Source organism: Microbacterium sp. GW821-FHT01D02 (assembly GCF_059422585.1).
The window spans coordinates 666606-691946 of record NZ_JBWKXB010000001.1 but is presented as its reverse complement, the minus strand read 5'-3'; the positions used below and the strand labels follow the sequence as shown (position 1 = coordinate 691946).

The following is a 25341-nucleotide window of genomic DNA, read 5'->3' as shown; positions in this document are numbered from 1 at the left end:
CAGCTTCGCCCGCCCCTCGGCCACTCGCCGAGGGGCGGGCACCCCCTCTTCGCAGTACGACTGCTCCAAAAGATAAGGACACTCCTGTGGCACAAGACGTGCTCACGGACCTGAGCAAGGTCCGCAACATCGGCATCATGGCGCACATCGATGCCGGCAAGACCACGACGACCGAGCGCATCCTGTTCTACACGGGCGTCAACCACAAGCTCGGCGAGACGCACGATGGCGCCTCGACCACCGACTGGATGGAGCAGGAGAAGGAGCGCGGCATCACGATCACGTCTGCCGCCGTGACCTGCTTCTGGAACAAGAACCAGATCAACATCATCGACACCCCCGGCCACGTGGACTTCACGGTCGAGGTGGAGCGTTCGCTCCGCGTCCTCGATGGTGCGGTCGCCGTGTTCGACGGCAAGGAGGGCGTCGAGCCCCAGTCCGAGACCGTCTGGCGTCAGGCCGACAAGTACAACGTCCCGCGTATCTGCTTCGTCAACAAGATGGACAAGCTCGGCGCGGACTTCTACTTCACCGTCGACACGATCATCAACCGTCTGGGCGCCAAGCCCCTCGTCATCCAGCTGCCCATCGGCGCGGAGAGCGACTTCATCGGTGTCGTCGACCTGATCGAGATGCGTGCGCTGGTCTGGGCCGGTGACTCCAAGGGTGACGTCACCATGGGCGCCTCCTACGAGATCCAGGAGATCCCGGAGGACCTCAAGGAGAAGGCTGCCGAGTACCGCCAGCAGCTCCTCGAGACCGTCGCCGAGACCGACGACGCGCTGCTCGAGAAGTTCTTCGGTGGCGAGGAGCTCACGGTCGCCGAGATCAAGGGCGCGATCCGCAAGCTGACCGTCGCCTCGGAGATCTACCCGGTGCTCTGCGGCTCCGCGTTCAAGAACCGTGGCGTCCAGCCGATGCTCGACGCGGTCGTCGACTTCCTCCCGAACCCGCTCGACGTGGGCTCGATCGAGGCGCACGACCCGAAGGACTACGACACGATCATCGAGCGTCACCCCGACGCGAAGGACCCGTTCGCGGCCCTCGCGTTCAAGGTCGCCGTGCACCCGTTCTTCGGTCGTCTGACCTACGTCCGCGTCTACTCGGGTCAGCTCGAGTCCGGTTCGGCCGTCGTCAACTCGACCAAGAACAAGAAGGAGCGCATCGGGAAGATCTTCCAGATGCACGCCAACAAGGAGATCCCGGTCCCCTCGGTCACCGCCGGCAACATCTACGCGGTCATCGGTCTGAAGGACACCACCACCGGTGACACCCTGACCGACCCGGCGCACCCGGTCGTCCTCGAGTCGATGACGTTCCCCGAGCCCGTCATCGAGGTCGCCATCGAGCCGAAGACCAAGGCCGACCAGGAGAAGCTGGGTGTCGCCATCCAGAAGCTCGCTGAAGAGGACCCGACCTTCCGCACGGAGCTCAACCCCGAGACCGGTCAGACGACCATCAAGGGCATGGGCGAGCTGCACCTCGACATCCTCGTGGACCGCATGAAGCGCGAGTTCAACGTCGAGGCCAACGTCGGCAAGCCGCAGGTGGCGTACCGCGAGACGATCCGCAAGGCCGTCGAGAAGCACGACTACACGCACAAGAAGCAGACCGGTGGTTCTGGACAGTTCGCAAAGATCCAGTTCACCATCGAGCCGCTCGACCTCGACGCCGAGCAGACCTACGAGTTCGTGAACGCCGTCACCGGTGGTCGCATCCCTCGTGAGTACATCGGCTCGATCGACGCCGGTTTCCAGGACGCGATGAACGTCGGTGTGCTCGCGGGCTACCCGATGGTCGGCGTCAAGGCGACCATCGTCGATGGTGCGGCTCACGACGTCGACTCCTCGGAGATGGCGTTCAAGATCGCGGGCTCCATGGGCTTCAAGGAGGCCGCTCGTCGCGCCAACCCCGTTCTGCTCGAGCCGCTGATGGCCGTCGAGGTCCGTACGCCCGAGGAGTACATGGGCGACGTCATCGGCGACCTGAACTCGCGTCGTGGCCAGATCCAGTCGATGGAGGACGCCGCAGGCGTCAAGGTCGTCCGTGCTCAGGTGCCGCTGTCCGAGATGTTCGGCTACATCGGCGACCTGCGGTCGAAGACCTCGGGCCGCGCCGTCTACTCGATGGAGTTCCACAGCTACGCTGAGGTTCCCCGCGCAGTGGCCGACGAGATCGTCCAGAAGACCAAGGGCGAGTAATCGTCCTTCTGGGAGCCGGCTCCTCGTGAGCGAGGCGCCGGCTCCCAGGACACCTACAACTTCACATTCCCTCTCTACTAAACTGAGAACCTAACCCGTAGAGAACCGGTCGCAAACCAGTGCCCGGTCACCTCTACAACGACGTCCTGAGGAGGACCCAGTGGCTAAGGCCAAGTTCGAGCGGACCAAGCCGCACGTCAACATCGGAACGATCGGTCACGTCGACCACGGCAAGACCACGCTCTCCGCAGCGATCTCGAAGGTGCTTGCTGACAAGTACCCGTCCGACACCAACGTGCAGCGTGACTTCGCTTCCATCGACTCGGCGCCGGAAGAGCGCCAGCGTGGAATCACCATCAACATCTCGCACATCGAGTACGAGACCCCCAAGCGCCACTACGCTCACGTCGACGCTCCCGGCCACGCCGACTACGTCAAGAACATGATCACCGGTGCTGCTCAGATGGACGGCGCGATCCTCGTGGTCGCCGCCACCGACGGCCCGATGGCTCAGACGCGTGAGCACGTGCTGCTCGCCAAGCAGGTCGGCGTGCCGTACCTGCTGGTCGCGCTGAACAAGTCCGACATGGTCGACGACGAGGAGATCCTGGAGCTCGTCGAGCTCGAGGTCCGCGAGCTGCTCGCCGGCCAGGGCTTCGACGAGGACGCTCCTGTCGTCCGCGTCTCCGCTCTCAAGGCCCTCGAGGGCGACGAGAAGTGGACCCAGGCGATCCTGGACCTGATGCAGGCTGTCGACGACAGCGTTCCGGACCCGGAGCGTGACCGTGACAAGCCGTTCCTGATGCCCGTCGAGGACGTCTTCACGATCACCGGTCGTGGAACCGTCGTCACGGGTCGCGCCGAGCGTGGCACGCTGGCCATCAACTCCGAGGTCGAGATCGTCGGACTCCGTCCGACCGTCAAGACCACGGTCACGGGTATCGAGATGTTCCACAAGCAGCTCGACGAGGCCTGGGCCGGCGAGAACTGTGGTCTCCTGCTCCGTGGCACGAAGCGTGAGGACGTCGAGCGCGGTCAGGTCATCGTCAAGCCGGGTTCGGTCACGCCGCACACCGACTTCGAGGGCACCGCGTACATCCTGTCCAAGGACGAGGGTGGCCGTCACAACCCCTTCTACACGAACTACCGCCCGCAGTTCTACTTCCGCACCACCGACGTCACCGGCGTCATCTCGCTGCCCGAGGGCACCGAGATGGTCATGCCCGGCGACACCACCGACATGACGGTCGAGCTGATCCAGCCGATCGCCATGGAGGAGGGCCTCGGCTTCGCCATCCGTGAGGGTGGACGCACCGTCGGCGCCGGTACGGTCACGAAGATCATCAAGTAAGCATCTGCTTCCTCGCAGAGGGGTCGGACCTTCGGGTCCGGCCCCTCTGTCGTTAACACCGCGTCTCGAGGGTTCCCTTTGCCCATGCGGACATGCACAATGAGTGTGGTCGCCCCGATCGGTCGGCGGCACACGTTCAGAAGGGGAATCACATGGGCATCGAAGACGCCGTGAACAAGGGCAAGGACCTGTACGAGCAGAACAAGGACAAGATCGCCGAGGCCGTGAAGAGCGAGCAGGCCGAGGACATCAGCGACAAGGTCCTCGACGGCGTCGCGGACTTCGCGAAGAAGATCGCTCCGGGTGCCGCCGACAAGATCGACGAGATCCGTGACAGCGCCGACAAGGCCGTCGGCAACGAGTAGTCAGATCTCCGGAAGGCGGTGTCCCGCGAGGGGCACCGCCTTCTTTCATGCCCCGATTCGATTTCGAAATGCGCAATATGCCAGTATGTGAATAGGGTCTTCTCCTTTCGTAAAGGAGGACCCTGACGTTCGGCCCCCTTCGTCGTGGTCCGATCGTCACCACTGGGGGCGGGGGCCCTTGGGGACGCTGCTGACATCGTCAGCGCCGATGAGGGGATACCGCTGTGCGCGCAACCAGCAAGCCGATGATCGCCGGACGCTCGCGGGGGGTGTGGGCCACTCTCGTCACGATCGCGCTCCTCGTCGCCGGATTGGTCGTTCCGACAGGAGCCGCCGTCGCGGCCGAGGGCGACCCGGAGTACCTCACAGTCTCCAAGAGCGTCTCGCCGGCTCAGGTCTCGCCCGGCCAGCCCTTCACCTACACGATCGCGGTGAACTGCTCCGAGCAGTCGTGCCTGGACGCGAAGCTGCACGACGCGCTTCCCGCCGGCCTCGCGGGTTACTCGATCCAGAACGTGGCGATGCAGCCCGCCGCCACCAACGTTCCGCGCGACGTGACATGGACGGTCGACGGCGCCGTCGGCACCACGGCGCCGTCCATCGTGACCGCCGACACCGTGCTCGACGTGGACTTCACCGGGGCCATCAGCGCTCCGGTGGGCACCGGCCTGCAGAACGGTCAGACGTTCACCGTGACCATCACGCTCCAGGTGCCGTCGGACCTGCCTCCCGGCACGCAGACCATCACCAACGAGGCCCAGACGGAGGCGACCAACTCCGCTCCGGCGAAGGACGACGCCACCATCACGGTGATCACGCCGGCGATCATCGACGTCGATGTGACCAAGGCCTGGTCGCCGTCGCCGCAGAGCTTCAACCCCGGCTCGCCCTCCACGATCGACCTCGCGGTCAAGAACGCCTCGAACGGCCCCGTCGAGAAGCTGATCGTGCAGGAGCCGTCGTCCGCGAGCGATGGCGCAGCGACGCTCGACGCGAGCAACCCGTTCACCATCACCGACTTCACCGGCTTCGGCAACGCCGCGCTTCCGGCGGGTGCCGACGCGGTGCAGGTCGACCTGTACCTGCAGCAGGCGGACGGCACGTGGCAGTGGGTCCCCGGGCCTCCCGCCACCACGCCCGAGCTCCCCTCCGGAGTGGACCCCGCCGAAGTCGGCGGTATCCGTCTGACCTACACCGGCACGGCGATCGCGGAGTCGGCCACCGGCACCGTCGCCATCCAGGTCGAGCAGCGCGACCGCCACCGCAACACGGATGCCGACCTCTCGAAGGCCGTGCACGCCGTCGACAACGTCGTCGTCGCGACCGCTGCCGTCGAGGGACGCGATCCCGTCACCGACACCGCCACCGCGAACTACCGCGTGATCCCCGCCTCCATCGCGGCGGCCACCAGCAAGAGCATCAACCCCGAGCGCATCGCCGCGGGCGACGACGCGGCATCCCGGATCGTCGGCACGAACACCTCCGACGTGGGTGTGAACGAGCTCCGGATCGCCGACCTCGACTTCTTCGACGACGACATCCGCTTCGACGGATTCACCGCTGCGCCGACCTGGCCGAGCGACGCCGAGGCCGGCGTGCTCCGCTACCACCCGCTCGACGGCAGCGAGCCGATCGAGGTGGCCCTCGTGGACGGCACGATCCCGGCCGCGCCGAGCGTCCCGATCTCCGGCTTCGAGCTGGTCTTCACCGCCACGGGGGGCGGCATCGCCTCCGGTGCCAGCAGCATCGTCGACTTCACCATCCAGACCACCGAAGCCGCGATCGGCGGCGCGCCGGAGCGGAAGGTCACCAACTCGGCCACCACATCGGTGCTCGCGCAGAACGGCGTGGACGCCGAAGACACCGACACCGCCGACCTGACGCTCCTCGAGCCGAAGATCGACGTCGCCCTCGCCAAGAAGATCCGCCCGTCCGGCTCGGTTGCACCCGGCGAGCCGGTCGTCACGGAGCTCGCTGCGAGCCTGACCACGACGTCGGACTACATCACCCCGAACAAGATCATCGTCGAGGACGCGTGGACGGGGACCGGCGGCTTCTGGGACGGCTTCAACCTGTCGTCGATCGCTCCGACGCAGGTGCCGTCGAACACCGTGCTGACCGTCGAGGTGCAGGACGAGAACGGCGCCTGGCGTCAGCTTCAGGTCTTCCCCGCACAGGGGCAGCCCCATCAGGTGTCGATGACCGCGGCCCAGATCGCCGCGGCGCTCCCCGGCGGGGTCTCCATCGACGATGTGCGCGGCATCCGCTTCACGTTCGAGAACACCGACCCGGCCGGCTTCGCCGCGGGGACGACGGTCACCCCGTACGTGATCTCCACGGCGCGCAGTGACCTGCGCAGCGGCGGACCGACGGTCCCGGGCGACGACAAGCCCACCGACTACCTCAACACGGCCACGACCACCGGCACCGGTGTGACCGGGAGCGGCACCGACCTCTCCGACGACGCGACCGACGAGGCCACCGCGACGATCGAGACCGTCGCGAACGAGGGCACGATCGGGATCGACAAGCGCTGGAGCGAGCCGACCGTGTCGGCGCAGTCCGGACAGCTGCGCGGCACGACCCTGAGCTGGCGCGTGGATGAGGGTTACGGGCGTGTGGCCATCACCGACCCGGCTCCCGCAGCGGACGCCTTCGACCCCGCGAGCGCTCCCGGCGCCGTGGCAGGCACGGTGTACGACGCCTTCGACCTCGCGCGAATCGACGCGATCCCCGCGAACAGCGCGCCGTTCAGCAACGGCTGGTACATGCAGTACGACGTCGTCGACGCCGTGGAGCTCTACCGCGGCGGCGCATGGCAGACGGTGACCGAGCCCTCGGGCGGATGGATCCAGGGCGGTGCCTTCGTCGGATACGTGCTGACCGATGCGGAGCGTGCGGATGCCACCGGGTTCCGCATCGCCCTCTCGCCGAACGACCAGGCCCGGGCGGATGCTGCTGCGGCCGGCGACCCGTGGGTCACCGCGATCGGTGCCGGTGTCGGCTCGAGCAGTGCGGTGCGCACGTTCGACCTGACGTGGCAGATCCGTGACCAGAAGCGCTCGGACGGCGAGTGGGTGGTCGACGACGTCGTCTACAACACCGCGGATGCCGGCGCGGTCGAGAACACCGTCCGCATCGACGGGCAGCCGCTCGGAACCGGTCCCGTCGCGACCGACGCCGACGGCGACACGATCATCATCACGAACCCCGGCCCCGGTGTCACGGTGCGCAAGTCCGTGACGCCGACGACGCCGCTGCACGTGCCTCGTGCGGGCACCGACCCGACCACGTACCCGACGGCGCGCTTCACCCTCGAGGCGCGGAACGACTCCGTCGCACGGGCGTCCTACATCCGGGTGACGGATCCGCCCGCGTGCGCCGACGGCGACGCGATGACGGTGTGCCAGAGTGCCGGAACGGCTGCGGGCGCGAAGTCCGACCCGTACACCGATGACATCGAGTGGCTGACGGCCCCCGGACAGGGGAACCCGTTCGAGCGGTTCGACCTGCGCAAGGTGACGATCTCGGCCGCAATCGCGGACCAGGTCGACCTCGCAGCGAGTGTCGTCTGGCTGCTGCGCTATGCCGACGGCGACTACTCCACCGTGCAGACGACAGCCGCCGCGGTCAACGCGATGAATGCCGCGGCACTGAGCGACGTCGTGGGTGTCAGCGTCACGCTCCAGGGCACCGACCCCGCGGTGAGCGGCGGGACGATCACCCCGGCCAACGTGCTGCGCGTCGTGATGGACACGCAGCTGCGCCCGACACTGCGCAGCACGGGCGCGGCGCAGACCGTCGCCGCGAACGAGCGCGTCGGCGTCGCGAACCGCGTGTTCGCCCAGTCGTACGACCCGATCCTGAGCGACGGGCGACTGACCGGCGCGCGTGACGCGGTGGCCGTGACCCTGACCGGTGGCGACCTCAACGTCGCACCGACCAAGACGGTGTCGCCGAACGCCCTCACCGAGCCGACCAAGGACACCCCGGTGACGGTGACCCTCGGCGCCAACCAGGGTACGAACCCGGTCAGCACGCTGTCGCCGGCCGAGGTGCGCCTGACCGACGACATCGCCGGCTCTCCCGAGTTCTGGGATGCGTTCGACTTCACCGGACTCGGCGCGATCACGCCGCCCGCCGGCGCCGACCGGGTGACGGTCGCGGTCTACGGGCCGTTCGCCGCCGACGGCTCCGACGAGTGGGTCTCGTCCGCTCCGACGACCATCGCCGGCGCCACCGTTCCGGTGGCGGCGGACCGCTTCGGTGAGATCGAGGGCGTCCGCTTCTCGTTCTCGCGCGCCGACGGTGCGTTCTTCTCGCCGACCGTCCCCGCGCCGCGCTGGAGCACCACCGCGGCCTTCACCGTGCAGCTCCGTGAGGAGCACCGGGGGAGCGGGGAGGCGATCGCCCTCCAGGGAAGCGTTCCCAACACCGTGACCGTGATCAGCGATCGCCTGAACGGTGAGACGTCGGCCGAGAAGTCGACCAGCGCCGCCGTCGCGCTGAGCCCCGGCACCTTCCGGATCTCGGTGAACAAGCAGGTCAACGACGGGCTGAGCCACGTCGCGACCGCCGGCGACTCTGTCCCGTGGGACCTGTCCTTCACCAACACCGGAACGGGCTACCTGACGATCGACGAGCTGCGCGACCTGCTGCCGTCGCACCTTGTCTACCTCGGCGACGCCCCCGTCTACACTCCCGACCCCGCAGGTCTGCTGCCGGAGCCGACGAGCATGGTCCAGGACGGCTCGGAGCTCGTGTTCGCGTGGCCCGCCGGCTCCCGCATGGCGCCCGGCGAGACCTTCTCGGTGCGCATCCTGCTGCAGCTGCAGCCGGGACTCGGCATCGGCCAGCAGGCCATCAACCAGATGACGGTGCACACGGGGGAGAACCTCGAGTCCTGCACCAACTCCCTCGCCGGCGGATCGGTCACCGGAGCATGGGCCGCGGACATCACGACCTGCGGCACCACCGACTACGTGACCCCCACCAACGCGACGAGCCTGTTCGTCGTGAAGGGCGTGCGTGGTGAGCGACAGGGCGCGATCCTGCCGGGTCGCCCCGACGTCATCTGCCAGCAGAACCTCGTCGTGACCGGTGGCGCGTACTTCCGTTCGCCCTGCGCGGCCAACAGCGAGATCGGCGGCACCGACTCCTGGGTGCTGCGCGCGCAGAACGGCGGAACCAGCGAGATGGCGGAGATGGTGCTGTTCGACCAGCTCCCCGTCGCGGGCGACCGCTCCCTCATCTCCGGAGCGAGCCGCGGTTCGGCGTACCGTCCGCAGATGCTGGACGACCTGGCCGTGAACGCGCCGCAGGGCACCACGACCGTGATCGAGGTGACCACGTCGACCGGCGTCTGCACCGGAACGTGGGCGAACCTGGTGAATCAGACGCCGTGTGCCCAGAACGGCGAGGTGTGGACCGTCGCGGACGCCGACACGGATTGGTCGGTCGTCTCCGGCATCCGGGTCAGCCTCGACTTCCGCACCTCGACGGCGGGCGCGCTGACGCCCGGTCAGTTCGTGGACGTGACGTACAGCTCCACCAACGTCGTCGCCTCGGCGGATGACGCCACCGGTGCTCCGGCCGTCGTGCCCGCATCCGACTCGTTCGCCTGGAACCAGTTCGGTGTGAAGTTCCGCGATGCGGACGAGACGCGGTTCCAGCGCATCGCGCCGTCGCCCGTGGGCGTGCACCTGGTGGTCGGCGCGCTGCGCGTCGACAAGCAGGTCACCGGACCCGCGGCCGATTACGCGGCCGACGCGTTCCGTGCCGATGTGGACTGCACCATCGACGGCGTCCCGCTCGACCTGGGCGCCGACGCGGTGCTCGTGCTCGACGAGGGCGACGACTTCTCCCGGCGCATCGACGGGATCCCGTTCGGGGCGTCCTGCACCGTCTCCGAGCAGGGGACGACGGGGTCGTACGGAGAGGCGAGCCGCTCCGGTTCGCCGACGACGGTCACGATCGACCAGGTCACCGCACCCGGCGACCCGGTGCCGTCGTCCGCCGTCGTGGAGCTCGTGAACACCTACGAGTACTCCGGGCTGTCGGTCACGAAGACCGTCGACACGGATGCCGCGGCGGGAGTCTTCGGACCGTTCGACTTCACCCTCTCCTGCACGAGCGCGACCGGCATCCCGGTCACGTTCGCCGGAGGAGCCACCGAGCTGACCTTCACGCTCGAGGACGGCGAGACCTACACGGCGCCGACGAACACGATCCCGGCGCGCTCGACGTGCGAGATCGCGGAGGTCGACAGTGCCGCGGCGAACGGCATCACGGTCACCGGCACCGGCGTCACCGACCTCGGCGACGGCACGGCCGAGGTGGAGGTGGGGACCACGGCCTCGGCGGTGTCCTTCACGAACAGCTTCGACACGGGTGTGCTCACGGTGGTCAAGAACGTGGACGGCGACGGGGCGGCGCTCTACGGGGCCGGACCCTTCACCTTCAGCGCGGTCTGCACCTACCGCGGGCAGGAGATCCTCTCCCTGGAGTTCGAGCTCGAGGCGAACAGCATGCGGTCCTTCGGTCCCTACCCGACCAGCACCTCGTGCGTGGTCGAGGAGATCGGGGCGGGCGGCGCGACCAGCACGGTGCTCGATCCGACGGACGGGACCGTGACGATCGGCGAGGGCACCGACCCGGCCTGGACCGTGACGGCGACGAACACGTTCGACCTCACGTCCATCGTCGTGACGAAGAAGCGCATCGGCGACCTGGACGCGGAGGGGGCCGACGGCCCGTTCGCCGTCGAGCTCCAGTGCGTGCTCCCGACCGACGGTGAGGACCGGCCGATCGCCGTTCCCGGTGGCGCGGTCCGTGAGCTGACGGCCGCCGGCGGGTACACGGCCGGCTACGAGTCGCTGCCCGTCGACGCGAAGTGCGACATCGTCGAGACGGATGCCGGGACGGCGGTGCGCACGGCCATCACCGTGACCACCTCGGTCGACCCGGCGACGACGACGGAGGGCATCCGCGCCGCCGTGGACCTCACGGACGCCGTGGCGCCCACCGAGGTCGAGGTGACCAACACCTTCGTCAAGATCCTGCCGCAGACCGGCCTCGCGGGCGGTGTGCTGCTCTGGACGGCGCTGCTCCTGCTCCTCGGCGGGGGATCGTTCCTGCTGATCCGCGGCGTGCGTCGTCGCACCGATTCCGCAGCGGAGTGAGTCATCGGGGTGGGTGCCACGCGCACCCACCCCGACAGACCGATCTCGGGTGTGGCGATTCCGCACTCGGATCAAGTAGGATGACGGAAGCCGCCTGGGGATCTTGCGGCCTGGTACGTCGAAGGGGTTCGACGCACCGAAGTTGCACGGATCATGCCGTGCTAAAAACTGGGGAACTGATTTTGGGGATCATCGTGCGTAGCGCGCCATCTGTGCGCCGCCACTTCGCCCCGCCCGCGCGGCGGGTCTTCCGCCGCGCCCTCGATCGAGGAGCTCGGCGTCCCTTCACGCCGAGCTACTCGCGTTCGGTGTGCCCCCTCGCACTGAACGCCCTCCCCAAGCGGGGCGAGGCATGGGGATGCCTCGCCCCGCTATCTCCTGCGATCTGACCCGTTTTCCGGCCGCTCGGAGCCCCGCGCGGAGAGCGCGACACGCCCGGGTTTGCAGAAGTGAAATCGGGCATGGCAGAATAGACAGGTTCGATATTCCGTCGCCGCTGTGCGTGCGTCGGATCACTGCCAGGGCAGTGCATAGACGGCGTCACCTCAGGGATGGCGCAGGGTTCTAGGCCGCGGGTAGCAGAACACACCCCGACACCCCTTCTCCGAGAAGGGTTCCGCCGTGCGCGGCGGACGTCGGCATCCGATCGCCTCATGGCGTCCGGCTGACAGAAGAACAGTGGTGCAGCAGATCGACTCGCGAGAGTCGTTCTCGTGCCGAGGCGCGAACAGCGCCGACGTGCGTCCAATGCCCCAGGGCCACCCGGTCCCGGACGGTATGACGCCTAAAGAGAGAGAGCAGACAATGGCGGGACAGAAGATCCGCATTCGCCTGAAGTCGTATGACCACGAGGTCATCGACACGTCCGCACGCAAGATCGTCGACACCGTGACCCGTGCGGGTGCAACTGTCGTCGGTCCCGTGCCCCTTCCGACCGAGAAGAACGTCGTGTGCGTCATCCGGTCGCCGCACAAGTACAAGGACAGCCGCGAGCACTTCGAGATGCGCACCCACAAGCGTCTGATCGACATCGTCGACCCGACGCCCAAGGCCGTCGACTCGCTGATGCGCCTCGACCTGCCGGCCGATGTCAACATCGAGATCAAGCTCTGAGGTTCGACATGGCTGACATCAACTCCAAGATTTCCAAGGGCATGCTGGGCACGAAGCTCGGTATGACCCAGGTGTGGAACGAGAGCGGCAAGCTCATTCCCGTCACCGTCATCGAGCTGGCGCCCAACGTGGTCACCCAGGTCCGCACGCCCGAGAAGGACGGCTACAACGCCGTGCAGATCGCGTACGGCCAGATCGACCCCCGCAAGGTGAACAAGCCGCTCTCCGCGCACTTCGAGGCAGCCGGCGTCACGCCGCGTCGTCACGTCACCGAGATCCGCACCGCGGACGCCGGCGACTACAGCCTGGGCCAGGAGCTCACGGTCGACGGCACCTTCGAGGCAGGCCAGCTCGTCGACGTCGTCGGCACGAGCAAGGGCAAGGGCTTCGCCGGTGTCATGAAGCGCCACAACTTCAAGGGCGTCTCGGCTTCGCACGGTTCGCACCGCAACCACCGCAAGCCCGGCTCGATCGGCGCATCGTCGACTCCGAGCCGCGTCTTCAAGGGCATGCGCATGGCCGGCCGTATGGGTGGCGAGCGCGTGACCGTCCTCAACCTCACGGTGCACGCCGTCGACATCGAGAAGGGTCTGCTGCTCGTCAAGGGCGCCGTCCCCGGTGCTCGTGGCCGCATCGTCTATGTCCGCAACGCAGTGAAGGGTGCCTGATCATGGCTGACTCCACTCTCGCGCTCGACGTCCTCAAGGCAGACGGCAAGAAGGCAGGCTCGATCGAGCTTCCCGCCGCGCTGTTCGACGCCAAGACGAACATCCCGCTCATCCACCAGGTCGTCGTCGCGCAGCTCGCGGCGGCTCGCCAGGGCACGCACTCGACCAAGCGTCGTGGCGAGGTCTCCGGTGCCGGCCGCAAGCCCTTCAAGCAGAAGGGCACGGGTAACGCCCGTCAGGGTTCCATCCGCGCGCCGCACATGACCGGTGGTGGCATCGTCCACGGCCCGAAGCCGCGTGACTACTCGCAGCGCACCCCCAAGAAGATGATCGCCGCCGCCCTGCTGGGCGCGCTCAGCGACCGCTTCCGCGGTGACCGCATCCACGCCATCGAGTCCTTCGGGATCGACGGCACGCCCTCGACGAAGACCGCGGTGAACTTCCTCACCAACGTCGTCTCGTCGAAGAACGTGCTCGTCGTGATCGAGCGCAACGACGACGTGACGCTGAAGAGCATCCGCAACCTGTCGAACCTGCACGTGCTGACGTTCGACCAGCTCAACGCATACGACGTGCTCGTCTCCGACGACATCGTCTTCACCCAGGCCGCGCTCGAGGGCTTCATCGCCTCCAAGTCCGGCGCCAACCAGGAGGTCTCCGCATGAGCGAGCAGGCATCTGTTCTCCAGACGGCCCTGAACAAGGACCCGCGCGACATCATCCTGAAGCCGGTCGTGTCCGAGAAGAGCTACGGGCTGATCGATGAGGGCAAGTACACCTTCCTCGTCGACCCGCGCGCTTCGAAGACCGAGATCAAGCTCGCCATCGAGAAGATCTTCGGCGTCAAGGTCGCAGGGGTCAACACCCTCAACCGCGTCGGCAAGGCTCGCCGCACCCGCTTCGGAACCGGCAAGCGCAAGGACACCAAGCGCGCCATCGTCACCCTGAAGTCGGGCACCATCGACATCTTCACGGCAATCGGCTGATCCGGGGGATAAGGACAATCATGGCTATTCGCAAGTACAAGCCCACGACCCCGGGCCGTCGCGGCTCGTCGGTGGCTGACTTCGCCGAGATCACTCGATCGACGCCGGAGAAGTCGCTGCTGCGCCCGCTCTCGAAGACCGGTGGTCGCAACAACCAGGGCCGCATCACGACCCGTCACATCGGTGGTGGCCACAAGCGCCAGTACCGCGTCATCGACTTCCGTCGTAACGACAAGGACGGCGTCAACGCCAAGGTCGCTCACATCGAGTACGACCCCAACCGCACCGCGCGCATCGCGCTGCTGCACTACTTCGACGGTGAGAAGCGCTACATCCTCGCTCCGGCGAAGCTGAAGCAGGGCGACATCGTCGAGTCGGGTGCCGGGGCTGACATCAAGCCGGGAAACAACCTCCCGCTGAAGAACATCCCCACCGGTACCGTCATCCACGCGATCGAGCTCCGCCCCGGTGGCGGCGCGAAGATGGCACGTTCGGCCGGTGCATCCGTCCGTCTCGTCGCCAAGGACGGCCCCTACGCCCAGCTGCGTCTCCCCTCGGGCGAGATCCGCAACGTCGATGCGCGCTGCCGCGCGACCATCGGCGAGGTCGGCAACGCCGAGCAGTCGAACATCAACTGGGGCAAGGCCGGCCGCATGCGCTGGAAGGGCGTCCGCCCGACCGTCCGTGGTGTCGCGATGAACCCGGTCGACCACCCGCACGGTGGTGGTGAGGGTAAGACCTCCGGTGGTCGTCACCCCGTCTCCCCGTGGGGCCAGGCTGAGGGTCGTACCCGTCACGCCAACAAGGAAAGCGACAAGTACATCGTGCGTCGTCGTAACGCCGGCAAGAAGCGCAAGTAGGAGTAAGAGAAGATGCCTCGCAGTCTTAAGAAGGGCCCCTTCGTCGACGAGCACCTGCTTCGCAAGGTGGTCGTGCAGAACGAAGCCGGCACCAAGAACGTCATCAAGACCTGGTCCCGTCGGTCCATGATCATCCCGGCCATGCTGGGTCACACGATCGCGGTCCACGACGGACGCAAGCACATCCCTGTGTTCGTGTCCGAGACCATGGTCGGTCACAAGCTGGGCGAGTTCGCGCCCACCCGCACCTTCCGCGGCCACGAGAAGGACGACAAGAAGGGGCGGCGCCGCTAATGGTCGAATCGATCGCACGCGTGAAGCACATCCGCGTGACCCCGCAGAAGGCTCGTCGTGTCGTCGCGCTCATCAAGGGCAAGCAGGCCCAGGAGGCTCTGGCGATCCTGAAGTTCGCACAGCAGAGCGCCAGTGAGCCGATCTACAAGCTTGTCGCGTCGGCCATGGCCAACGCGCAGGTCAAGGCGGATCGTGACGGCGAGTTCCTCGACGAGCAGGACCTGTACGTGGCCAACGCGTACGTCGACGAGGGCACGACGCTCAAGCGTTTCCAGCCCCGTGCACAGGGTCGCGCTTTCCAGATCAAGAAGCGCACGAGCCACATCACGGTCGTGCTCTCGACGCCTGAGGCGGCTCCGGCCGCTGCGGGCGACAGCAACAAGAAGGCGAGCAAGTAATGGGACAGAAGGTAAACCCGTACGGCTTCCGTCTCGGCATCACGACGGACCACGTCTCGCGTTGGTTCTCTGACTCGACGAAGCCCGGTCAGCGTTACGCCGACTACGTCGCCGAGGACATCAAGATCCGCAACCTGCTCAAGACGCAGCTCGACCGCGCCGGTGTCTCGAACATCGAGATCGAGCGCACCCGTGACCGCGTCCGCGTCGACATCCACACCGCCCGTCCGGGCATCGTGATCGGTCGTCGTGGCGCCGAGGCCGAGCGCATCCGCGGCGACCTCGAGAAGCTCTCGGGCAAGCAGATCCAGCTGAACATCCTCGAGGTCAAGAACCCCGAGGCCGACGCTCAGCTCGTCGCGCAGGGCATCGCCGAGCAGCTCTCTGCTCGTGTGGCGTTCCGTCGTGCGATGCGCAAGGGTCTGCAGGGCGCTCAGCGCGCCGGCGCCAAGGGCATCCGCATCCAGGTCTCCGGCCGCCTCGGCGGCGCCGAGATGAGCCGTTCGGAGTTCTACCGCGAGGGTCGTGTGCCGCTGCACACGCTGCGCGCGAACATCGACTACGGCTTCTACGAGGCGAAGACCACCTTCGGCCGCATCGGCGTGAAGGTCTGGATCTACAAGGGCGACCTGACCGCGAAGGAGCTCGCTCGCGAGCAGGCCAACGCACCCAAGGCTCGTCGTGACGACCGTGGTGGCGACCGCCGCCGTGCCCCGCGCAACGAGGCACCTGTCGCAGAAGGAGCGTCGGCATAATGCTCATCCCCCGTAAGGTCAAGTTCCGCAAGCAGCACCACCCGGGTCGCTCGGGTCAGGCCACCGGCGGCACGAAGGTCTCCTTCGGCGAGTACGGTATCCAGGCCCTCACGCCCGCTTACGTGACGAACCGTCAGATCGAGTCCGCTCGTATCGCGATGACCCGTCACATCAAGCGTGGTGGCAAGGTGTGGATCAACATCTACCCCGACCGTCCGCTCACGAAGAAGCCTGCCGAGACCCGCATGGGTTCCGGTAAGGGTTCCCCCGAGTGGTGGGTCGCGAACGTCAAGCCGGGCCGTGTCCTCTTCGAGGTCGCGGGTGTCGACGAGGAGCTCGCTCGCGAAGCTCTGACCCGTGCAATTCACAAGCTGCCGCTCAAGGCACGCATCATCAAGCGCGAGGAGGGCGACGCGTAATGGCGATCGGCACCAAGGAGCTCGCCCCGGCAGAGCTCGACACATTCGAAGACCAGCGCCTCGTTGAGGAGCTGCGCAAGGCCAAGGAGGAGCTGTTCAACCTCCGTTTCCAGTCGGCCACCGGCCAGCTGGAGAGCCACGGCCGCATCCGCGCCGTCAAGCGCGACATCGCGCGCCTCTACACCGTGATCCGCGAACGCGAGCTGGGCATCCGTGCGACGCCCGCTCCGGTCGAGGCTCCGGCCAAGAAGGCGACCAAGTCGAAGGCGAAGAAGGCGGACTCCGCCGACGACGCCGTGAAGGAAGAGGCTGAGTGATGGCCACCAAGAAGGAAGCGACTGTGGAGACGCAGGCCGCAGGACACGAGTCGTCCGAGCACGACGTCCGCGACACCGCTGCCCGCGGCTACCGCAAGGCACGTCGCGGCTACGTCGTCAGCGACAAGATGGACAAGACCATCGTGGTCGAGGTCGAGGACCGCGTGAAGCACCCGCTTTACGGCAAGGTCATCCGCCGCACCTCGAAGGTCAAGGCGCACGACGAGGCGAACTCCGCCGGCGTCGGCGACCTGGTCCTCATCAACGAGACCCGCCCGCTGAGCGCCACGAAGCGCTGGCGTCTGGTGGAGATTCTGGAGAAGGCCAAGTGATTCAGCAGGAATCCCGACTCAAGGTCGCCGACAACACCGGCGCCAAGGAGCTGCTCACCATCCGCGTTCTCGGTGGCTCGAAGCGTCGTTACGCGGGTCTCGGCGACACCATCGTCGCGACCGTCAAGGACGCGATCCCCGGTGGCAACGTGAAGAAGGGCGACGTCGTCAAGGCGGTCATCGTCCGCACCAAGAAGGAGGTCCGTCGTCCGGACGGCTCCTACATCAAGTTCGACGAGAACGCCGCAGTGATCCTGAAGAACGACGGGGAGCCCCGCGGCACCCGTATCTTCGGGCCGGTCGGTCGTGAGCTTCGCGACAAGAAGTTCATGAAGATCGTCTCGCTGGCGCCGGAGGTCATCTAATCATGGCGAAGATCAAGAAGGGTGACCTGGTTCAGGTCATCACCGGTGCCACGCAGGAGCGTGGCGGCGACCGCGGCAAGCAGGGCAAGGTCCTCGACGTCCTTGCCGAGAAGAACCGCGTGATCGTCGAAGGCGTGAACTACGTCACCAAGCACACCCGCGTCGGCCAGACGCAGCGTGGCACCAAGACCGGAGGCATCGAGACCGTCGAAGCCTCCATCCACATCTCGAACGTCGCACTCGTCGACCCCTCGACCAAGAAGCCGACCAAGGTCGGCCACCGGGTCGAGGAGCAGACGAAGGACGGCGTGAAGCGCACCGTCCGCGTGCGCTACGCGAAGAAGAGCGGTAAGGACCTCTGATGAGCACCGACACTGCCGCGCCGGCTGGCAAGATCCAGCCGCGCCTGAAGCAGAAGTACAATTCCGAGATCAAGAAGGCCCTGCAGGAAGAGTTCGGCTACGCGAACGTCATGCAGATCCCCGGACTGGTCAAGGTTGTCGTGAACACCGGTGTCGGCGAGGCAGCTCGCGACAGCAAGGTGATCGATGGCGCGGTCGACGATCTCACCAAGATCACCGGCCAGAAGCCGATCGTCACGAAGGCCCGCAAGTCCATCGCGCAGTTCAAGCTGCGTGAGGGCCAGGCCATCGGCGCTCACGTCACCCTCCGTGGTGACCGCGCGTGGGAGTTCGTGGATCGCCTCGTCTCGCTCGCACTGCCCCGTATCCGCGACTTCCGCGGTCTCTCGGCCAAGCAGTTCGACGGCAACGGCAACTACACCTTCGGTCTCCAGGAGCAGAGCGTGTTCCACGAGATCGATCAGGACCGCATCGACCGGGTTCGCGGTTTCGACATCACCGTCGTCACCACCGCGAAGACGGATGACGAGGGTCGGGCGCTGCTCCGTCACCTCGGCTTCCCGTTCCGCTCGGAAGACGCACAGGCGTAACACCCTTGACGGGCTCAGTGGTCTCGTGTCACTGAGCCCGTCGATGTGCACGTACAATTGAAAATTGCGTGTCATCGCAGGCCGTCTGTCGTGTAACGGCAGCCGGAACCTCATGAACAAAGGAAAACAACAATGACAATGACAGACCCGGTCGCAGATCTGCTGACCCGTCTGCGTAACGCGAACTCGGCGCACCACGATTCCGTGACCCTGCCGTCGAGCAAGCTCAAGACGCACATCGCCCAGATCCTCCAGCAGGAGGGCTACATCGCCGGCTGGGAGACCTCTGACGCTCGCGTCGGGAAGAACCTCACGCTGACGCTGAAGTACGGCCCGAACCGCGAGCGGTCGATCGCCGGCATCAAGCGCGTGTCGAAGCCCGGTCTCCGCGTCTACGCGAAGTCCACCGAGCTCCCCACGGTCCTCGGCGGCCTCGGCGTGGCCATCCTGTCCACCTCCTCCGGTCTTCTCACCGACCGTCAGGCAGAGCAGAAGGGCGTGGGCGGAGAAGTTCTCGCCTACGTGTGGTAATTCGAAATGTCGCGTATTGGACGACTTCCCATCGACGTTCCCGCGGGCGTGACCGTTTCGGTCGACGGCCGTGAGGTCGCGGTGAAGGGCCCCAAGGGTGAACTCACCCTCACGGTGGCCAGCCCCATCGAGGTCGCGGTCGAGGAGAACCAGGTTCTGGTCTCCCGTCCCGACGACGAGCGCGAGTCGCGGTCGCTTCACGGCCTGACCCGCACGCTCATCAACAACAACATCATCGGCGTGACCCAGGGCTACACCAAGGGTCTCGAGGTCGTCGGCACCGGTTACCGCGTGCAGCAGAAGGGCAGCTCGGTCGAGTTCGCCCTCGGCTTCTCGCACCCGGTCCTGATCGACCCGCCCGCCGGCATCACGCTCACGGTCGAGGGCACCACGAAGCTCACCGTCAGCGGGATCGACAAGCAGGCTGTCGGCGAGGCAGCTGCCAACATCCGCAAGATCCGCAAGCCCGAGCCGTACAAGGGCAAGGGTGTGCGCTACGCCGGCGAGAACGTGCGTCGCAAGGCCGGAAAGAGTGGTAAGTAACCATGGCTCTCAAGTCAAAGTCTGACGCCCGCGCGCGTCGTCACGCCCGCCTTCGCAAGAAGGTCGTCGGCACCGAGGCGCGTCCGCGTCTCGTCGTCAACCGCTCGGCCCGCCACGTCTTCGTGCAGCTGGTCGACGACAGCAAGGGTCACACCGTGGCGTCGGCTTCGACGCTCGAGACCGACCTGCGCTCGCTCGAGGGTGACAAGACCGCCAAGGCCCGCAAGGTCGGCGAGCTCCTCGCCGAGCGTGCGAAGGCTGCCGGCGTTTCCGAGGCAGTGTTCGACCGTGGCGGCAACCGCTACGCCGGTCGTGTCGCCGCCATCGCCGACGGCGCCCGCGAGGGGGGTCTGGCACTGTGAGTGACAACAAGGAGAACGAAGTGACCGAAGCGGCTGCTGCCACTTCCGAGACGGCTGCCGGCACCACGCAGGCTGAGCCGGCTCGCGACTCGCGTGATGGCCGCCGCGGCGGTCGTGACCGCAACCAGGGTGGCCGCGACCGCAACTCGCGCGACCGTGGTGACAACCAGTTCCTGGAGCGCGTCGTCACGATCAACCGTGTCTCGAAGGTCGTGAAGGGTGGTCGTCGCTTCAGCTTCACCGCTCTCGTGGTCGTCGGTGACGGCAACGGTCTGGTCGGCGTCGGCTACGGCAAGGCCCGTGAGGTCCCCCTGGCGATCTCGAAGGGTGTCGAAGAGGCCAAGCGCAACTTCTTCCGCGTTCCGCGCGTCGGCAGCACCATCCCGCACCCCGTGCAGGGTGAGGCCGCCGCTGGTGTGGTCCTGCTCCGCCCGGCCGCTGCCGGTACCGGTGTCATCGCCGGTGGTCCGGTCCGCGCCGTGCTCGAGTGCGCCGGTATCCACGACGTGCTGTCGAAGTCGCTCGGCTCGTCGAACACGATCAACATCGTGCACGCGACGGTCACCGCCCTGAAGCAGCTCGAGGAGCCTCGTGCGGTCGCCGCACGTCGTGGCCTCGAGTTCGACCAGGTCGCCCCTGCGCGCCTCGTGCGCGCCGAGGCCGAGGCCATCGCCGCACAGAAGGTAGGTGCCTGATGGCCGCGCGACTGAAGGTCACGCAGATCAAGTCCAAGGTGAGCGAGAAGCAGAACCAGCGCGACACGCTGCGCAGCCTCGGTCTGAAGCGGATCGGTGACACCACCGTTCGCCCCGACGACGCGCAGACGCGCGGTTACGTCAAGACCGTCGCACACCTCGTCAAGGTTGAGGAGATCGACTAATGGCTGAGAAGAACGAAGCCGTCGAGGCTGAGAAGGCCACGAAGAAGGCTGCAGCTCCCAAGGCTGCCGCCGAGAAGAAGCCCGCTGCGAAGAAGGCTCCGGCCAAGACCGCCGCGGCTGACGCCAAGGCTGAGGCTCCTGCCAAGAAGCCGGCTGCGAAGAAGGATGCTCCGGCATCCCGCCCCGGCGTGCTGAAGGTCCACCACCTGCGTCCGGTCCCCGGATCCAACACCGCCAAGACTCGCGTCGGCCGTGGTGAGGGCTCCAAGGGCAAGACCGCCGGTCGCGGCACCAAGGGCACCAAGGCGCGCAACACCGTTCGCGTCGGCTTCGAGGGTGGGCAGATGCCGCTGCACATGCGCACCCCGAAGCTGCGCGGGTTCAAGAACCCGTTCCGCGTGGAGTACCAGGTCGTGAACCTGGAGAAGCTCGCGGAGCTGTACCCCAAGGGTGGCGACGTCACCATCGGCGACCTCGTCGCCAAGGGTGCCGTTCGCAAGAACGAGAAGGTCAAGGTTCTCGGTAATGGCGACATCGCCGTGAAGCTCACCGTTTCGGTCGACAAGGTCTCGGGTTCTGCCGAGCAGAAGATCGTGGCGGCGGGCGGATCCGTCAAGTAACCGCTGCACAAGAGGGGCCGGAGATTCTCCGGCCCCTCTTGTGGTTGCACACTCCGAGACCTCGCTCTGGGGCCGCATCCGGCGGGCCTGGTATCGGTGGCGAATTCCGAGAACCCGGGATTGCGTTACCCTGGTCTTTCAGCCGTCCTTCGGGAATCGGCAACCTTTTCAGGAGGAACGTCCTTGTTTAGCGCCATCGCGCGGATCTTCCGCACCCCGGACCTGCGCCGGAAGATCGGTTTCACTCTCGCCATCATCGCGATCTACCGACTGGGCTCCAACGTCCCGGCGCCGTTCGTGAACTTCCCGAACGTCGAAGAGTGTCTTGCGGCGAACGCGGGCACCGATGGTCTGCTCGGACTGGTCAACCTCTTCTCCGGCGGTGCACTGCTGCAGCTGTCGATCTTCGCGCTCGGCGTCATGCCGTACATCACCGCGACGATCATCACGCAGCTGCTCCGCGTGGTCATCCCGCACTTCGAGGCGCTGCACAAGGAAGGACAGGCCGGTCAGGCCCGTCTGACCCAGTACACGCGTTACCTCACCATCGCCCTCGCGCTGCTCCAGTCGACGACTCTCGTCACGGTGGCGCGCAGCGGGCAGCTGTTCGGGTCGACCGACCTGGCCGCCTGCCAGCAACTGCTCACGAACGACGTGTGGTGGGCGCAGCTGCTCATCATCATGGCGATGACCGCCGGCACCGGCCTCATCATGTGGTTCGCCGAGCTCGTCACCGAGCGCGGCATCGGCAACGGCATGTCGCTCCTCATCTTCACCTCGATCGCCGCGACGTTCCCCGGCGCGATGGGCCTCATCTGGCAGACGAAGGGCTTCGAGATCTTCCTTCTCGTCCTCCTCGTCGGGATCATCGTGATGGGATTGGTCGTCTTCGTCGAACAGTCGCAGCGTCGCATCCCGGTGCAGTACGCCAAGCGCATGGTCGGTCGCCGCACCTACGGCGGCACGAACACCTACATCCCGATCAAGGTCAACATGGCGGGTGTGATCCCCGTGATCTTCGCCTCGTCGCTGCTGTACATCCCGGCACTGATCGCCCAGTTCAACACCCCGCAGGACGGTTCCACGCCGCCGGAATGGGTGACCTGGATCACGACGCACTTCACGACCGGCAACAGCCCGTTCTACATGGCCGCGTACTTCCTGCTGATCATCGGCTTCACGTACTTCTACGTCGCGATCACGTTCAACCCGGTCGAGGTCGCCGACAACATGAAGAAGTACGGCGGCTTCATCCCGGGCATCCGCGCAGGACGCCCGACGGCCGAGTACCTCGACTACGTCCTCACGCGCATCACGCTTCCCGGTTCTCTGTACCTCGGTCTGATCGCGCTCATCCCGCTGATCGCTCTGGCCACGGTCGGCGCCAACCAGAACTTCCCGTTCGGCGGCGCGTCGATCCTGATCATCGTCGGCGTCGGTCTCGAGACCGTCAAGCAGATCGATGCGCAGCTGCAGCAGCGTCACTATGAAGGGCTTCTCCGATGACAGCATCCGCACGTCTTCTCATCGTCGGCCCGCAGGGCTCCGGAAAGGGCACGCAGGGCGTGCGCATCGCCGAGTCCTACGGCATCCCGGTCGTGTCGACCGGTGACATCTTCCGCGCGAACATCAAGGAGGGGACGCCCCTCGGCCAGCAGGTCACGGCGATCCTCGACAAGGGTGACCTCGTTCCGGACGAGTTGACGAGCGAGATCGTGCGCGACCGTCTGTCCCAGGACGACGCGGCGCAGGGGTTCCTGCTCGACGGGTACCCGCGCAACACCGCCCAGGTCGTCCACCTCGAGTCGTTCCTCGCCGAGAAGGGGGAGGCGCTCGACGCCGTCATCCTGCTCGACGTGCCGCGCGAGGAGAGCCTGGAGCGCCTGACGCTCCGCGCGACCGAGCAGGGGCGTTCGGACGACACCCCGGAGGCCATCGGGCACCGACTCGACATCTACGAGCGCGAGACCGCTCCGATCCTCGAGGTGTACGGCGCCAAGGGCATCGTCGACCGCATCGACGGCGTCGGCTCCCTCGACGAGATCACCGAGCGGATCTTCGCGGCGCTGGCCGCACGCGGTCTCCGCCTCCCGGCCTCCGCCTCCTGAGATGTTCCGCCGGTCGATCTACAAGACCCCGGCTCAGCTGCGAGCCATGGTCGAGCCCGGCCGGATCACGGCGGCGGCGCTCGACGCCGTCCGACCGCTGATCAAGGCGGGCGTCACGACGCTCGAGCTGGATGCCGTCGCGAACCGCACGATCCTCGCCCGTGGCGCGGAGTCGAACTTCCAGCTGGTGCGCGGCTACCACCACACCACGTGCATCTCCGTGAACGAGCAGGTCGTGCACGGGATCCCGGGGGACCGGGTGCTCCAGCCGGGTGACATCGTGTCCGTGGACTGCGGTGCGCAGTTCCACGGCTGGAACGGCGACAGCGCCATCACCGTGGTCGTACCGGACCCGGAGCGACCCGAGCTGGTCGCGCAGCGCGAAGAGCTCTCCCGCGTCACCGAGGGGTCGATGTGGGCGGGCATCGCCGCCATGGCATCCGTCTCCTCGATCGACGAGATCGGGGCCGCGATCCAGGACTACATCGAAGCCCAGGGGCCCTCGGCGGTCTCCGGAGAGCCCTACGGCATCCTGCGCGAGTACGTCGGCCACGGCATCGGGCGCAAGATGCACGAGGCCCCCAGCGTGTTCAACTACCGCACCCCGGACCGGGGCGAAGAGGTCAAGCCGGGCCTGGTGCTCGCGATCGAGCCCATGGTCACCGCGGGCGGCGACGCGACGTTCATCGAGGACGACGACTGGACCGTCACGACGGTGGACGGCACAGACGGCTCTCATTGGGAACATAGCGTCGCCCTGCATGATGGTGGTATCTGGGTGCTCACCGCGCCCGATGGCGGAAGAGCCGGACTCGCCCCATTCGGGGTCGAGCCTCGAGAGATCGGAAAGTAATGGCAGCGGCGAAGAGCAACACCAACTGGTTCGCGATCGGCGTGTCCATCGCCGTGGTCGTGGTGCTGGTGGCGATCGGTGGACTCGTGGTGTTCCTCAACAACCAGGCGACCGCGCCCGGTGCGACCCCCAAGGGCGACATCATCAACCAGGAGACCGGGGCCATCGCGATCGGTGATGGAAAGGACACGGTCGACACCTACATCGACTTCATGTGCCCGATCTGCGGTCAGTTCGAGAAGCAGTACGGCGAGCAGCTCCAGGCAGCGGCGAACGATGGAAAGATCACGCTCAACATCCACCCGATCGCGATCCTGGACTTCCGATCGACCACGGAGTATTCGTCCCGCGCCGCTGCGGCGATGTATTGCGTCGCAGAGAACGACCCCGATGTGGCCGTGGACTACATGACGACGCTGTTCGACAACCAGCCGGCGGAAGGTTCCGCGGGACTCGACGATGCGCAGCTGATCGATTACGCGAAGCAGGTCGGCGCGGATACCTCGATTGACTGCATCACGGATAAGACGTACATCAAGTTCCCCGTTGCTCAGGCGAAGGCACATGACATCAAGGGAACCCCCACCATCGAGGTCAACGGCAAGCGCCTCGATCTCCAGGCCGGCGAGATCACCCAGATGGAGAAGCTTCTCGGCTGACTTTGGTCAGCGGGGCCGTGTGACTTTGGTTCAGACTTCTCCGCTGCCTCGGGTGTTCCCCGCGTGAGTCCACGCCTTCGAGTTACGTTTCTTCCGGATCGTCCGATCGATCCGAAAGAACCGGAGGAAGTATGCGTAATTCACACGTTCGATTTCGATTCAAGGCGTTGACGGCACTTGCCGTGGTGCTCGGGGGGCTCGGCGGGGGGCTTCTTGTGGCGGCTCCTGC

General features: G+C 66.5%; 28 protein-coding genes. All 28 read left to right on the top strand.

All coding sequences use genetic code 11. From position 1 onward, the window contains the following. The first annotated feature begins 86 nt into the window (after positions 1-86). Positions 87-2201, top strand: a complete 2115-nt coding sequence (gene fusA, locus AC07VM_RS03395; protein ID WP_494909976.1) for an elongation factor G — start codon at positions 87-89, stop codon at positions 2199-2201. Between the two features lie 160 nt (positions 2202-2361). Continuing rightward, the gene (gene tuf / locus AC07VM_RS03390; RefSeq protein ID WP_017829210.1) at positions 2362-3552 is read left to right on the top strand and encodes an elongation factor Tu; all 1191 of its coding nucleotides are present in this window, start codon (positions 2362-2364) and stop codon (positions 3550-3552) included. Between the two features lie 152 nt (positions 3553-3704). Then, entirely contained in the window at positions 3705-3917 is a 213-nt protein-coding gene (locus AC07VM_RS03385; protein WP_045264638.1) for a hypothetical protein, read from the top strand. Between the two features lie 224 nt (positions 3918-4141). Next, entirely contained in the window at positions 4142-11098 is a 6957-nt protein-coding gene (locus AC07VM_RS03380; protein ID WP_494909975.1) for a DUF5979 domain-containing protein, read from the top strand. 804 nt (positions 11099-11902) lie between these two features. Beyond that, a complete protein-coding gene (gene rpsJ, locus AC07VM_RS03375) occupies positions 11903-12211 on the top strand; it encodes a 30S ribosomal protein S10 (protein WP_017201594.1) in 309 nt (102 codons plus the stop codon). Positions 12212-12219: 8 nt separating this feature from the next. Beyond that, positions 12220-12879: a 50S ribosomal protein L3 gene (gene rplC / locus AC07VM_RS03370; RefSeq protein ID WP_267415688.1), complete on the top strand. Its 660-nt coding sequence runs from the start codon at positions 12220-12222 to the stop codon at positions 12877-12879. Positions 12880-12881: 2 nt separating this feature from the next. Then, the gene (rplD, locus tag AC07VM_RS03365; RefSeq protein ID WP_021201122.1) at positions 12882-13544 is read left to right on the top strand and encodes a 50S ribosomal protein L4; all 663 of its coding nucleotides are present in this window, start codon (positions 12882-12884) and stop codon (positions 13542-13544) included. Beyond that, complete coding sequence (rplW, locus tag AC07VM_RS03360) at positions 13541-13864, top strand: 50S ribosomal protein L23 (RefSeq protein ID WP_017829206.1); 324 nt, start codon at positions 13541-13543, stop codon at positions 13862-13864. Before rplD ends, rplW begins: the two co-directional genes overlap by 4 nt. A gap of 20 nt (positions 13865-13884) precedes the next feature. Continuing rightward, positions 13885-14724 carry a 50S ribosomal protein L2 gene (gene rplB, locus AC07VM_RS03355; protein ID WP_017201590.1) on the top strand — a complete coding sequence of 280 codons (840 nt, stop codon included), beginning with the start codon at positions 13885-13887 and terminating at the stop codon, positions 14722-14724. 12 nt (positions 14725-14736) lie between these two features. Continuing rightward, entirely contained in the window at positions 14737-15018 is a 282-nt protein-coding gene (rpsS, locus tag AC07VM_RS03350) for a 30S ribosomal protein S19 (protein WP_017201589.1), read from the top strand. Then, entirely contained in the window at positions 15018-15416 is a 399-nt protein-coding gene (gene rplV / locus AC07VM_RS03345; RefSeq protein WP_144874271.1) for a 50S ribosomal protein L22, read from the top strand. The genes rpsS and rplV overlap by 1 nt, the downstream gene beginning before the upstream one ends. Beyond that, positions 15416-16171, top strand: a complete 756-nt coding sequence (rpsC, locus tag AC07VM_RS03340) for a 30S ribosomal protein S3 (protein WP_017201587.1) — start codon at positions 15416-15418, stop codon at positions 16169-16171. Before rplV ends, rpsC begins: the two co-directional genes overlap by 1 nt. Further along, positions 16171-16590, top strand: coding sequence for a 50S ribosomal protein L16 (gene rplP, locus AC07VM_RS03335; protein WP_017829203.1), 420 nt, complete (start codon positions 16171-16173; stop codon positions 16588-16590). Before rpsC ends, rplP begins: the two co-directional genes overlap by 1 nt. Then, a complete protein-coding gene (rpmC, locus tag AC07VM_RS03330; protein ID WP_017829202.1) occupies positions 16590-16907 on the top strand; it encodes a 50S ribosomal protein L29 in 318 nt (105 codons plus the stop codon). The genes rplP and rpmC overlap by 1 nt, the downstream gene beginning before the upstream one ends. Beyond that, a complete protein-coding gene (gene rpsQ / locus AC07VM_RS03325; protein ID WP_267415684.1) occupies positions 16907-17239 on the top strand; it encodes a 30S ribosomal protein S17 in 333 nt (110 codons plus the stop codon). The genes rpmC and rpsQ overlap by 1 nt, the downstream gene beginning before the upstream one ends. After that, complete coding sequence (gene rplN, locus AC07VM_RS03320) at positions 17236-17604, top strand: 50S ribosomal protein L14 (protein ID WP_017201583.1); 369 nt, start codon at positions 17236-17238, stop codon at positions 17602-17604. The genes rpsQ and rplN overlap by 4 nt, the downstream gene beginning before the upstream one ends. A gap of 2 nt (positions 17605-17606) precedes the next feature. Further along, positions 17607-17966 (top strand): 50S ribosomal protein L24, encoded by a 360-nt coding sequence (rplX, locus tag AC07VM_RS03315; protein WP_017829200.1) that lies wholly within the window; start codon positions 17607-17609, stop codon positions 17964-17966. Next, entirely contained in the window at positions 17966-18556 is a 591-nt protein-coding gene (rplE, locus tag AC07VM_RS03310; RefSeq protein ID WP_267415683.1) for a 50S ribosomal protein L5, read from the top strand. The genes rplX and rplE overlap by 1 nt, the downstream gene beginning before the upstream one ends. Before the next feature lie 132 nt (positions 18557-18688). After that, on the top strand, positions 18689-19087 hold the full coding sequence (rpsH, locus tag AC07VM_RS03305) for a 30S ribosomal protein S8 (RefSeq protein ID WP_017829198.1): 399 nt from the start codon (positions 18689-18691) through the stop codon (positions 19085-19087). A 6-nt stretch (positions 19088-19093) separates the two neighbouring features. Continuing rightward, positions 19094-19630: a 50S ribosomal protein L6 gene (gene rplF / locus AC07VM_RS03300; RefSeq protein ID WP_017829197.1), complete on the top strand. Its 537-nt coding sequence runs from the start codon at positions 19094-19096 to the stop codon at positions 19628-19630. A gap of 2 nt (positions 19631-19632) precedes the next feature. Further along, entirely contained in the window at positions 19633-19992 is a 360-nt protein-coding gene (gene rplR, locus AC07VM_RS03295) for a 50S ribosomal protein L18 (RefSeq protein WP_017201578.1), read from the top strand. Continuing rightward, positions 19989-20687 (top strand): 30S ribosomal protein S5, encoded by a 699-nt coding sequence (gene rpsE / locus AC07VM_RS03290; RefSeq protein ID WP_416383321.1) that lies wholly within the window; start codon positions 19989-19991, stop codon positions 20685-20687. Before rplR ends, rpsE begins: the two co-directional genes overlap by 4 nt. Then, on the top strand, positions 20687-20872 hold the full coding sequence (gene rpmD / locus AC07VM_RS03285) for a 50S ribosomal protein L30 (RefSeq protein ID WP_017201575.1): 186 nt from the start codon (positions 20687-20689) through the stop codon (positions 20870-20872). Before rpsE ends, rpmD begins: the two co-directional genes overlap by 1 nt. After that, a complete protein-coding gene (gene rplO / locus AC07VM_RS03280; RefSeq protein WP_494909973.1) occupies positions 20872-21492 on the top strand; it encodes a 50S ribosomal protein L15 in 621 nt (206 codons plus the stop codon). The genes rpmD and rplO overlap by 1 nt, the downstream gene beginning before the upstream one ends. 183 nt (positions 21493-21675) lie before the next feature. Further along, positions 21676-22998, top strand: a complete 1323-nt coding sequence (gene secY / locus AC07VM_RS03275; RefSeq protein ID WP_267415680.1) for a preprotein translocase subunit SecY — start codon at positions 21676-21678, stop codon at positions 22996-22998. Continuing rightward, a complete protein-coding gene (locus AC07VM_RS03270; protein WP_494909972.1) occupies positions 22995-23600 on the top strand; it encodes an adenylate kinase in 606 nt (201 codons plus the stop codon). The genes secY and AC07VM_RS03270 overlap by 4 nt, the downstream gene beginning before the upstream one ends. A gap of 1 nt (position 23601) precedes the next feature. Further along, on the top strand, positions 23602-24453 hold the full coding sequence (map, locus tag AC07VM_RS03265; RefSeq protein WP_494909971.1) for a type I methionyl aminopeptidase: 852 nt from the start codon (positions 23602-23604) through the stop codon (positions 24451-24453). Then, the gene (locus tag AC07VM_RS03260) at positions 24453-25112 is read left to right on the top strand and encodes a DsbA family protein (RefSeq protein WP_494909970.1); all 660 of its coding nucleotides are present in this window, start codon (positions 24453-24455) and stop codon (positions 25110-25112) included. The genes map and AC07VM_RS03260 overlap by 1 nt, the downstream gene beginning before the upstream one ends. The last annotated feature ends 229 nt before the right edge of the window (positions 25113-25341 follow it).